Genomic DNA, 11,973 nt, shown 5'->3' with positions numbered 1-11,973 from the left:
CCTCGCTCAAACCAACCTGTCATGCCTGATTAAGAAATAGGCTTAAAGTAGGATATTTTCCGTTTTCCAAGCCGGCCCCGTTAAGTCTGTTTTTTTGACCCTTTCGACCTTAGCTGGTTTAAGGCGACGAAACTTACCGGAAGCAGGTATCCTATTGCTTTTCCATAGATAATCATCTGTTAGATTGATGTGCTCCCAGCCTAAAGCCTTACCGCTTAAAGTACGCTTTCACTGGCGTACTCTGTTTCTGCCTTTCGCGTTAAAAATCCTCTCGTTCCTGCCATGTCGGTTGGTCACGATCAGATATCCAGTCCGCGCTGGCTGCTGTTTCATCTGCATCCGTTTTTCTCATCTCCCCCCGTAGTTTTTCCAGCAGCCACAGCAGCGCTGGGTCGTGACTGCGGCGTGTGCTCCACATCAGGGAAAGCGTAAAGGCTGGGGCGCTGACCGGAACGGCGCTACGGGATAAACCATAATGTTCAACCCAGCCGCTGGCCAGCCCTGCGGGAACGGTAGTCAGCGCGGGGATTTGTTTCAGCATTAGCGGCAGTGATGAGAAATGCGGCGTCACATAACGAACCCGGCGAGTGAGATTTTTGCGGGCGAGTTGTTCGTCAATCTGACTGTGGCTGGCGCCACGATAAGAAACCAGAAGGTGATCGTGAGCGATATATTCTTCAAGAGACAGTGGCGAAGTAAGTGCTAACTGGAGCGGGTGCCAGAGCGTACAAAATCCCATGCGGACGACAGGCTCACGGATCATACCCGCAGGTATCCCCTGCCCGACAGATATCGCCACATCCACCTTATCAAGCTGCACCAGCTCTTCGTCGAGAAACGGATCGCTGGCCATCATTTGCAACTGGATCCCGGGTGCCTCGCGGGCGAGTGTTGCCAGCAAACCTGGCATCAGCCAGCGTTCCACCCAGTCACTCATCCCTAGGCGGAAGGTGTGCGCATCCGTTGCCGGGTTAAATGTGGGCGGCTGAAACAGCACCTGCTTCATCTGCTCCATCATCGGTAACAGTGAGGCGATCAGCGTCTCGGCACGCGGTGTCGGTGCCATACCTTTTGCCGAGCGTACAAACAGCGGATCGTTAAACATGATACGCAGTCGCGCCAGCGCCCCGCTGACGGCAGGTTGCCCCAGATGCAGCCGCTCAGCAGCACGGGTTACGCTGCCTTCCCGGTGCAATACCAGCAGCACCGTCAACAGATTCAAGTCAATGCGACTAAAATCATTTTCTCTGATGTTATTCATTATTTTAATCAATTTGAATGATGATTAGATGATCAGGATACTGTCATCCACGCCAAAACAACACGACTAAGTGAGAATACAATGACGCTTCTGAAAATGGTGGTCGCCAGCCTGGCCCTTTCCGGTACAGCCCTGGCGACAACAACGTCAGCACCGCTGGAAACACAGGCTCCGGGCTATTACCGTATGACGCTGGGCAAGCTGCGCATCACCACCGTGTCTGACGGTACGGTAACCATCCCTCTGGATAAGTTACTGACCCATATCTCCCCGCAGCAGTTGCGTGAACGGTTAGCCGATGATGCTCTGACCCCGCAGGTGGAAACGTCAATCAACGCGTTTGTGATTGATAATGGTCAGCAGCGGGTACTGGTGGATGCGGGCGCCGGGGATCTGTTCGGCCATAACGGCGGGCATCTGCTGGAAAACCTGGCAGCCGCAGGCTATCCGGCGGACACGATCAATGCCGTGCTGCTGACGCATATCCATGCCGATCACTCTGGCGGCGTATCACGCGGCGGCAAACCGGCATTTCCCAATGCACAGGTGTACGTTGAAAAGAAAGATGCAGACTTCTGGTTAACGCCCGCGAACAGCAGCAAGGTTGAAGCCAGCCAGAAGCATACTTTTGCCGAGTCCGAGCGTACGTTGCGGCCGGTGATTGACGCCGGACGCCTGACGACCTTCTCAGCCCCGGCCACGGTATTTGCTGGCATCAGGGCAGTGCCGGCAGCGGGACACACTCCGGGCAGCGTACTGTACCGGGTGGAAAGCGAGGGACAAACGCTGGTGCTGTGGGGCGATATTATTCATGCGAAAACCGTGCAGATGCCAGATCCGCATGTGGCCATCCATTTTGATGTTAACCAACAGCAGGCTGTACAGACGCGTGAAACGGTACTGGCGCAGATGGCACAGGAAGGAGACTGGGTGGCGGCCGCGCATATTGCCTTTCCCGGGTTTGGTCATGTCAAACGTGACGGTGGCGGTTACCGCTGGGTGGCGGCGAATTATACGACTCAGCTGAGCCATTAATTATTTCGGGGCATGTTAATGCCCAAAATGCTGTTTTGTGTCCCATGAGGACCTATTTTTTCCTGGCTGAGAGTAAGCTTTTAACTACGCATCGTTATCATATTTTTACCCGCGGGTGCTTCAGATAACGTCCCAAGTATTTGACGCTACGCCAAGCACCCCGGGTTTTCTTCGCGAGATAGACTTTCCAGTAACGCCCGTGCTGGACCTTCAGATAGCGTCGCCACTGAGTTTCATCGCGAATGTGGCCCAGAACCGGCAGGCTGCCGGGGTTGATCCGGTCGTAGCTTTCGCTCAGCAGACGAATAACCGCCCCGCGCCAGATTTTCTCCACCTGCTTCTTTTTAAAAAACAGACCGCGCCATACGTCATTTTGACATCGAGGCCACGGCTCTATCGCATTAAGGCGTTGCCAGGTAACACGTTATTTTTTATGGTTATATCTGACTATTCCACTGATTCGGAAAGCCTTCAAACGCCTGCATTATCCCGTGGATGTCCTCGCGCAATGTGTTCGCTGGTACCTTGCTTATTCCCTGAGTTTGCGTGATCTGGAAGAAATGATGGCTGAGCGTCGTGTTGTCGGTGATGGTTCCACACTTCACCGCTGGGTTGTTCGTCTGGTACCGCTGCTGGATACGGTATTTCGCCGACATAAACGCACAGTGAGTCGCCGCTGGCGAATGGATGAAACCTACATCAAAGTCAAAGGCCAATGAAAATGTCTTTATCGGGCCGTCGACGCTGCCGGTCACACCATCGACTTCCTGCTGACTGCCAAACGGGATACCATCGCCGCATTACGTTTCTTTCGCAAAGCCACGTACGTCGGCCTGGCGTGAGTGACATTAATGACACTTTCCTGGTGGGTTTGGCTACGTAAAGCACCCGCCCATGTGATGCCTGAGCGGGTGGAAAACTGCGAAGTGTAAGGCTGAGTGATAATTGACTGCGGATAGTGAGTTTCGCGACTAACTTAAATAGCCGCCTCTGCAAGATAAATTAGGCGGCTATCGGATTTATTACTCTACTAGTTTGTCTTTATTTCAAAGGAAATTAAACCGATACCAAGTTTCCTTGAGTCATCTGATAACCCTAATTCTTGGGGAGATATAGGATTAGATATATCTATAGAAATCAGCACCTCACCTTCTTTCTGACAAGTATCTGTGGGAACAGAGAATGAGAGGTCCGTTGGTATACCTAAAATTTCACCTTGCCATAAAGTATGCCCTTTAGTGAAAATTTTTACCTTCTGATTAGAAAAGGATTGGAGCTCTAGTGAAAGAGTAAACTCTCCATTCTTCGAGAAGAATTGTTCATTTCCGCAAGGAATATTTAGAGTCACACTATTTCCTTCGGACCAAACTCCCCAATTTTCTCTCTGGCCCCAGTGACTTCCTAGGATAAAACCACCATCACCTGCTATGCCACTACTATATTTTTTAGGGGCGATTATTATTCTGGAATTTTTAATATCTTCTTGACTTAAATTAATGTATTCACCAGATACGGTTTGGTTAGATATTATTTTCACTATCGCGTTGATTTTACTTTTATCAAAGTAGCAATTATTCGGAAAAATAACATCACTCCCATTATTAGTTGGGGATACAAGTAATTTTCTGCAATCAGGACCAACAATCCCTAAGTAGGACTTAATATGGATGCTTTCACCATATCCAGAATATCTTTCTTGGAAAACCTCTACTGGCGGATTATATAACCACGGTAATCTTTTTTGTATGAAAAATGATATTTTTGATGGCGTAGAGTAATTTTCTCCTTTACGAGGGTTATTATTTTTAAATGTACCAATCGATGTTATTACAATTAGAATCATGATTAAGTAAAATAAACGACTTCGCCATATGACATTTTTAGAGATGAAAAGAAAAATAGGAAATGCTAGTGGTAGGTACCATAATGCATATCTGGCCAGCCCAGGCGTGGCACCAGAATTTATATTTGTTGTTGATGAGTGTGCATAGAAATTAATAAAAAGGTAAAGTATCAAGAATAAAGTTATCTTTCCATCAAAATAAAAATGCTGTCTGTTCTTCTTCTGGAAGAGCATAAACACTGCTAATATAATAGATAAGACACCTAGTGGCCAATTAGGGATGATGCCTAAATCAGGATCTAAAATCCATATATAGAATGTTGATAAATTCCCTCCTAATGAGGCTCCTCCAGCAAGTAACTGAGGAGTCATTACTCCAAATCGTAAAAAATAATATATAGGGTGTGCTAATACAAAGAAAGCAGTAGCCACAAATATAATAATTTCAGTTAAGCTATATTGAACCTTTCTTTGTAGAATGACCCTATAGCAGAAGGGAATAAATGCAATCAATGCAAAACTTGGATTTTGGGCAGATGCTATAGCAAAAACCAATGCAGAGGGAAGATACTTTTTCGCATACAGAAACATTATACCAGACATTGCTAAGCAATAAGTATATAGCTCCGTATGAACTTTATTGGTAAACCAAAGTATAGGCGAAAAAAAAGTCATCAGGACAACAATAAAAACACCTTGCCATTTATAGTATCTATAGGCAATAGATATTGTCATGAAGATTAAAAGAAAATGGAGCACTAGAAAGGCTCCATGTACAGATAATTTAATCCCAACTAATGATGAAAATTTAGCAGAAATAAAAGCCAGGAAACTATATAGCCAGAAATGATTGAAATCAGCGGTGTTGCCTACAATTAAATTAGGAAAAGAAACCTCAAGAGCATCGCGTGGCACTAAACCTATTATCTCATGAGAGGAAAATAAGTTACCATATGCGTCATAGGCTGAAGATGTCATCCATGGGCGGAACATAGCATCCCATGCATAAAAAAGGGCATAATACTCTGAGCCATCTCCTACACGTGTTGGTGTAAAGCGCCCAATAATTAAGAAAAATATAAGTAACCCTAGAGCTATATAAAAATAGGGTATTATTTTCTTAATATTTATTTGATCAAATCTCATCATTTAGTAAGTCGCTCCAAAATATCCTTAGCGACCTTTCTACCTTCACGAATTGCATAGTTAGTACCACGATCTTCAGGGTAGATTTGTGCCATAGTTGAGATTAGCCCATTAGCAAATGGGGTTTCTGCACCAGGAACGTATTGAGAATAACCTCGTTCGGTTACAGGTTGGGCATATTCAGAACGCCAAACTTTATGTTCAATAACCCATGATTTTTCCATTTCAGGGAACATTCTTTTTAAATGTTTTAATGCAAAATCAACATATTCTTCATCACTGTATTCCCATACTGGATCTTCGATGGCCAGATATCTTGAAAGGTAAGCAATATGACTTCCCTTGTAGTTTTCTGTGCTATCAAAATTAGTATGTTCAATAACTCCAACAAATGGGAATCCTGGATCATTAACATTTAACCAGTAAGTTTCTGAAAGACTACAATTTAAACGTAGTACCAAGCACATATTACCCAAATAACGAACACGTTTTAATTTATCTACCCATGCCAACGGAGCATTATCTTTAAAAATATCAGCAATTATTGGTAGGGATGGTGTGAATAGAAACTCTTTACCATGTACTTCAGCTTGGGTTGTTTTTAAGGCAATAATAGAGTTCCCTTCAGAGGTAATTTCTGTAACTTTAGTATTAAATGTTACTTCTCCGCCAGCTTGTTCTATAGCGGTAACCATAGCCTCAGCTAAACGGCCGAAACCACCTTTGAAGTAAGCTAATTCTTCTCCACCTTTATCGTTGCGAGTGCTACCGCGAAGAACCAACTTTTTCCACATCCATACTGCGTTTACTGCTTCAGCATAGATTGAGAACTTTGACTCAATTAAAGGTTCCCAAACAATTTTATATACAGCTTTACCACACAAAGGTTCTAACCACTCGCGGATACTAAGATGTTCAATTGTTTTCCAATCCTTGATACGTCGAACTTGGAATACCAGAAGGCCAAGTCTGATTCGATCAATTAATGATAGTGCTTTGAAACGCAGTAAATCTAGTGGGGTTGAAAGTTTCCACATACGGCCATTAAAATACATACCTGTCCGGGTTGGTAATAGGATAACGTCACCTTCCATTCCAAGCTCTTTTACTAATTCAGGCACATAGACATCGTTATTAAACCAATGATGATAAAATTTCTCAAGTTTAACTCCATCAGAAAATTCAAAAGTACCAGCTAAACCGCCAGGGGTACTATCAGCTTCGATAACTTTGACCTTTTTACCTTGTTTTGCCAATACATAGGCCGCGGTTAAACCAGTAAATCCTGCACCAACAATAACGACATCGTAATTATTCATAATTGTTACTCAATTTATATAAATTTATGAAACAGATTTTGAGTGGAAAGACCTGAATAATTCAGGTTTCATTAAAATCGAAATTGCGCCAGCCAATGTAGTGGGTAACCATAATGCCAAATGTGATAAAACGGCATAACTCCCAGCTTGGGCAGCAGTCCCACCAAGCATTGATACTGCGGCGAAAGCGGCTAAATGAAAAGGACCAACATAACCCGGCGATGAGGGTACTAAAGTTGAAAGTGTTGCTATTGACATAACAATCACAGCAACAGCGGGCGTTGCATCGAAATCAAATCCAACTAATAAAAAGTAAAATAGACCAGTCTCACCAACCCAAACAAACATAGAAATGACTATTATGGAAAATAGAACTTTTGGTCTTGACATGAATTCAAAGTTCGATAGCAAGTCACTAATTATTATGAGGATTTTGTATACACGATCAGGTTTTTTAGACGATGCTCTTCGATTGGCTATATTAGCAATATATCGGGCTAGATATCCGCTAAATAGGAAACCTAAAATCAGAGCTGCCCCCCCTAAAACTGCCATTGTGACTGCTGATTCAGCGATTAGCGGTGGAAGATGAGTACCACTTAACGCTACCAAGCCAATTGCTAAGCACCCCAGCAATGTCATCAGGTCAATTAACCGTTCCATAATCAGACTGGTAGTTGCGGTAGTTTTACTTATTCCCATTGCTGAGGGGAAAACAAAGGCGCGAACGACATCACCCAAGCGTAATGGCAATACATTATTGAGTGCGATAGAACCAAGAAATGGTGCTGCGCAGGTGCTCCATTTTATCTTAGTTCCTGTCGCACTCAGCATTATTGCCCAGCGAAAAATTCGCAGAGAATAACCGAATGCAAGGGAAGCGATCCCCATAGCCAGATATTCCCAACGAAAATTTTCTAAAGCAGTGATGACATCAGTAATACTGACCTGACGAGCAATAATTACCAAACATAAAACCGTAATCATGCCGCCAATTACATATTTCGGCCAATTACGTTTTTTGTTACTTTCAGTCATCATTAAGAATTCCACACCTGCCATGGAGCGTTACCTTCACTCCATAACAACTCAAGCTCGCGCTTGTCGCGGAGAGTATCACAAGGTTGCCAGAAACCGGAATGTTGGAAAGCTGCCAGTTGGTTGTCTTTAGCTAGGTTAGCTAATGGAGCTCGTTCCCACGATGTTGCATCATCTTCAATATACTTAATAACTGAAGGTTCAAGGACAAAGAAACCGCCATTAATCCAGCCAATTTCGTCGCTTGGTTTTTCTTCAAAGCTCGTTACATGATGGTCTGCATTTAGGTTTAAAACCCCAAAACGACCAGGAGGTTGAACCGCAGCTACTGTCGCAAGTTTACCATGACGTTTATGGAATGCGATTTCCGACGTAATATCAATATTAGATAAACCATCACCATAGGTTAAACAGAAAGTTTCATCACCTAAATATTCAGCAACACGTTTCAAGCGGCCACCAGTCATTGTATCTGGGCCTGTATCTATCAGCGTTATTTTCCAATCTTCTGATTGGCTATTCAATATTTTATGTTCACCTGTACTCAGGTCAATACTCATATCAGCCATATGGCGGTAGTAGTTGAAAAAGAACTCTTTTATAACGTAGCCCTTATAACCCAAACAAATAACAAAATCTTTAATGCCATGATGAGCATAGGTTTTCATGATATGCCAGAGTAATGGGTGCCCTCCAATCTCTACCATAGGTTTTGGTTTGGTATCAGATTCCTCAGCAATACGAGTCCCTAAACCGCCGGCTAAAATAACTGCTTTCATGTAATCACCTATTTAAAATTTTAATTCAGATTGAGGTAAATTGAGACTTTTTTCTATCGTTGCAATGGGTTCTGCTCTGAGTAGTAAATATATACGTAAGATGTATTCGCCTATTATTCCCAGCAAAAACGAATTAAGGCCGATACCAAATAACACAAGTATATGGATACTAGCAAGTCCACGAGGTAACTCAGGGTGGAATAAACGTAACACTATATAATAAAGAGCACCTAATAAGCTAATTGCTAGGATAATAGAACCTAGAAATGATGCAGCACGAAGGGGAACTGTAGAATGATTAAATACGGCAGTTAGCCCTAATCGGACTAATTGCGATATATTAAACTTACTTTCACCTGCGATTCGTGGATCTCTTTCATAGGAAATTCCTGTTTGGTTAAATCCTAGACCAGCAATCATTCCTCTCAGATAAGGACTAGAAGTCTTTATCTTGCACAGCGCGTTAATTACTTTTCGATCAATTAAACGAAAATCACCAACATCTCTTGGTATTGGATGCTCACTGACTTTATCGATTAACCAATAACCTAGTTTCCGGAAATTATTGATTAGCCATCCTTCTGGTCGTTTTTTCCTGATGCCATAAACTACATGAAAGCCTTGTTGCCATAGCTCGAAAAATGACTCTAGCATTTCAGGCGGATCTTGTAAGTCTGCATCAATTTGCATTACAGCATCACCTTTCGTGTGCATATAGTTTGCAAGAATTGAGCGTTGGAAACCATAATTCTTAGAAAAACTGATTGCTTTTACTCTAGGGTCTTTATCAGCAAGTTCGCTTAGTAGTTCCCATGTATTATCATCAGAATGATTGTCAGAAAATACGAATTCCAGATCACATTTTTCGCTCATTTTATCAGCAAGCTCACATAGCCTTGAATATAAGCTCGGAAGGTTCTCTGCTTCATTAAGAACAGGAATTGAAATGGAAATTAATGGTTTCCTGTTAGCTAAATTGTTTTTTTCCTCTGTCATACCAACAAGTCCCTACTCAGTAAACATTTTTTTAAATAGATTAAAATACCAGGAAGCGTGTCTCTAAACTCAATTCCATTTAACTCAGTTGGCCGCTGGGATATAGTGCCATAATTATCATCTTTGGGTTCAGGGTATGCTCCAATAGATAATAAATTTTCCAGTTGAAATTCTTTAAATATATAATTTGCAATATCTTTTAACTTTACTGGTTGCCCATGACTTAAGTTGAAAATCCCATTAACATTTCTACTTATTAGTTTATGGATTGCATCAACATCGTCATCAATATGATGGTATTCTCTTAATTGGTTCCCTGGAGACATCTCAAAAATTGTTTTATTTTTAAGGGAATTATAAAGTTGGCCAAGAAACATAAAAGGGCTTGGTAAACCAGCACCATATAGAGTATGTATTCTAATGTGCAATACATTTTCACTCGATAAATTAGATATATAATTACCAAGCATGGCTTTACTATTTATATAGGTATTTTTAGTAGATACAATATCTTCCATTATAGTGCCGAAAGTAACAACTTTGAGCCCTAAATGAGATGTAGCCTCGATAACATTCTTTGGCAGTAAATAGTTAACATTCAGATGTGCTTCTGGTGATAATTTTGGGTCAAGTAATCCTGACGCAATAAAAATGATAGAGTCAGGTTTAGACTTTTCTTTAAAATAATTTGAAATTTCATCATGACAGGAGGTCCCTCCCCAGTTTTCATAGATACTTCGATCTAATGCAGTAATACACTCTCCCGGGTAAGATTGGTATATTGCATTGCCTAGGCGGCCACGACTGCCTATTACAAAATTCATTCTTTAATACCCTCGCGCCATGTATTTATTTGCTTTAAAGTAATTTCTCTGGCATTGGCAGGGTTTTTATAGAAATCGCGGTACCACGCTGATGTTTCTTTGACAACACGCTCAGTATCCCATACAGGACACCATCCAAGTAGATTACGTGCAAGAGAGCTGTCTAATGCTAAGCTTCCAGCTTCATGTAGTGGATTATCCATGTAATTTAATGATGGACGTTCCCAATTTAGGGACATCAATTCCAGTACATCACGGACAGAGTATTGTTTTGCATCTTGTGGGCCTAAATTCCAAGCTCTCGAGTAGAGGTCTGGTTTATCAGAAATTAGGCCGGACATCAGAAGTATATAGCTGTGAACAAGGGCTAGCACATGTTGCCACGGTCGTGTTGCGTCGGGATAACGTAGTGTTAATGAACTGTTTTCTACGATGGCTCTTGCAAAATCAGGAATTAGTCGATCTTCAGACCAATCTCCCCCACCAATAATATTACCGCCTCTAGCAATTGCGATAGCTGGGCCTTTACCTTCAGCAAATGGATACGAGGCAGCAAAGCTTTGAATAATCATTTCCGCTGCGGCCTTGGAGGCACTATAAGGGTCTTTTCCACCGAGTGGATCATTTTCACGGTATGGCCATGGCCATTCATTATTCTTATAAACTTTATCGGTGGTAATACATAAGACACCTTTAACACTTTTTACCATACGAGCCGCTTCGAGGACATGGGCAGTGCCTTGTGCATTTACTAAAAATGTCGAAACAGGTTCTCTATAGGACCGACGTACCAAAGGTTGGGCTGCAAGATGGAGAATTAAGTCCGGTTCGAAATCTTCAACAGCTTGAAGGATTTCATCATAACGGCTGATATCACCAAATGTGGTAGGGATATCCTCAGCCAAACCAAGACAATCAAACAATGCAGGAGATGTTTCTGGAGGAAGAGAGAAACCAGCAACGTTTGCACCGATAGATTTTAGCCACAAACAAGCCCACCCCCCAGTAAAACCAGTATGACCAGTAACCAATACTTTTTTACCAATGAGTGACTTTTCAAATTTTAGCTCGGTAAGCATAATTTTCTTCTGTTATTGTTTGATGGTTATAAGCTTAATTGAGAGGCATATATTTTATATAATAGTACTCTAAACATCAAACTCCATTAATGGATTCAAGGCAAAATCACATCGGCAGTTGACTTTCGAAAATATAAAAATTGCCATAAATAGCATAGACGTAAAGTGAATTGGTGATGGCTTTGTTGAATAAATCGGGTTCAGATAAAGCTAACCTCTATCAGCCATTTTCTCAGGTATGACTGCGCGCGTCATTTTGTTCAATGCACGGATCATGGCCATAGCCTCACCAACCTTCGCATCGTAGTCACGCACCCACCCAACAATTGTTTAACCCGGTACATCGCCGTTTCGGCCACCGAACGCCGGTTATCAGCCGTGTGTCATTTCCAATAATCATGAGTACCGGTGTCCATGGCCAGGTGCAGTTTCCGCCATATGCGACGCTTTTCCTGACCATGTTTTTTCACCTTCGACTCACTCTCACCGAAGACTTTTAATCCGGTGGAGTCGATAACAAGATGGGCAATTTCGCCGCGCGTGGGTTTTTCAAACGGGATGTTGACGGACGCTGACGCAGGAGTAATCCGGGCATCGGAGCGGGAACGTCATCAGGGTAAAAATGGCGTCAATAAATCCCTGCGCGGTGCGCA

The 11,973-nt window shown here is 42.7% G+C and carries 9 protein-coding genes and 3 pseudogenes; 2 read left to right on the top strand and 10 right to left on the bottom strand.

Going from position 1 to position 11,973, the window contains the following annotated elements:
• Nucleotides 1–259: 259 nt before the first annotated feature.
• The gene (locus YROHD0001_RS00375) at nucleotides 260–1,261 is read right to left on the bottom strand and encodes a LysR family transcriptional regulator (protein ID WP_032818485.1); all 1,002 of its coding nucleotides are present in this window, start codon (nucleotides 1,259–1,261) and stop codon (nucleotides 260–262) included.
• 81 nt (nucleotides 1,262–1,342) lie between these two features.
• Between YROHD0001_RS00375 and YROHD0001_RS00380 the strand changes: the two genes are divergently transcribed.
• On the top strand, nucleotides 1,343–2,296 hold the full coding sequence (locus tag YROHD0001_RS00380; RefSeq protein WP_032818483.1) for an MBL fold metallo-hydrolase: 954 nt from the start codon (nucleotides 1,343–1,345) through the stop codon (nucleotides 2,294–2,296).
• 106 nt (nucleotides 2,297–2,402) lie between these two features.
• Here the strand turns inward: YROHD0001_RS00380 and YROHD0001_RS0118950 are convergent.
• Nucleotides 2,403–2,672: pseudogene (locus YROHD0001_RS0118950) on the bottom strand (transposase); the annotation flags it as partial.
• 73 nt (nucleotides 2,673–2,745) lie between these two features.
• On the opposite strand from YROHD0001_RS0118950, the pseudogene YROHD0001_RS19400 reads away from it, so the two are divergent.
• Nucleotides 2,746–3,117: pseudogene (locus tag YROHD0001_RS19400) on the top strand (IS6 family transposase); the annotation flags it as partial.
• A gap of 209 nt (nucleotides 3,118–3,326) precedes the next feature.
• Here YROHD0001_RS19400 and YROHD0001_RS00385 read toward each other — a convergent pair.
• From YROHD0001_RS00385 to YROHD0001_RS20125, 8 genes and pseudogenes are all read right to left on the bottom strand, one after another.
• On the bottom strand, nucleotides 3,327–5,288 hold the full coding sequence (locus YROHD0001_RS00385) for a hypothetical protein (protein ID WP_231622852.1): 1,962 nt from the start codon (nucleotides 5,286–5,288) through the stop codon (nucleotides 3,327–3,329).
• Entirely contained in the window at nucleotides 5,285–6,604 is a 1,320-nt protein-coding gene (locus YROHD0001_RS0118940) for an NAD(P)/FAD-dependent oxidoreductase (protein WP_032818481.1), read from the bottom strand. Before YROHD0001_RS0118940 ends, YROHD0001_RS00385 begins: the two co-directional genes overlap by 4 nt.
• A gap of 24 nt (nucleotides 6,605–6,628) precedes the next feature.
• Nucleotides 6,629–7,645 (bottom strand): lysylphosphatidylglycerol synthase transmembrane domain-containing protein, encoded by a 1,017-nt coding sequence (locus YROHD0001_RS00390; protein ID WP_004716856.1) that lies wholly within the window; start codon nucleotides 7,643–7,645, stop codon nucleotides 6,629–6,631.
• A complete protein-coding gene (rfbF, locus tag YROHD0001_RS0118935; protein ID WP_032818480.1) occupies nucleotides 7,645–8,421 on the bottom strand; it encodes a glucose-1-phosphate cytidylyltransferase in 777 nt (258 codons plus the stop codon). The genes YROHD0001_RS00390 and rfbF overlap by 1 nt, the downstream gene beginning before the upstream one ends.
• Before the next feature lie 12 nt (nucleotides 8,422–8,433).
• Entirely contained in the window at nucleotides 8,434–9,417 is a 984-nt protein-coding gene (locus tag YROHD0001_RS00395) for a glycosyltransferase family 2 protein (RefSeq protein ID WP_032818479.1), read from the bottom strand.
• Nucleotides 9,414–10,241 carry an NAD-dependent epimerase/dehydratase family protein gene (locus YROHD0001_RS0118930; RefSeq protein WP_032818477.1) on the bottom strand — a complete coding sequence of 276 codons (828 nt, stop codon included), beginning with the start codon at nucleotides 10,239–10,241 and terminating at the stop codon, nucleotides 9,414–9,416. Before YROHD0001_RS0118930 ends, YROHD0001_RS00395 begins: the two co-directional genes overlap by 4 nt.
• Nucleotides 10,238–11,320 carry a CDP-glucose 4,6-dehydratase gene (gene rfbG / locus YROHD0001_RS00400; RefSeq protein WP_004716853.1) on the bottom strand — a complete coding sequence of 361 codons (1,083 nt, stop codon included), beginning with the start codon at nucleotides 11,318–11,320 and terminating at the stop codon, nucleotides 10,238–10,240. Before rfbG ends, YROHD0001_RS0118930 begins: the two co-directional genes overlap by 4 nt.
• 210 nt (nucleotides 11,321–11,530) lie before the next feature.
• Nucleotides 11,531–11,973, bottom strand: a pseudogene (locus YROHD0001_RS20125) (transposase); the annotation flags it as partial.

Origin of the sequence: Yersinia rohdei ATCC 43380 (assembly GCF_000173775.1) — a bacterium.
GTDB lineage: Bacteria > Pseudomonadota > Gammaproteobacteria > Enterobacterales > Enterobacteriaceae > Yersinia > Yersinia rohdei.
Note: the sequence above shows the minus strand (reverse complement) of the source record. Positions and strands in the feature narration are given on the sequence as shown.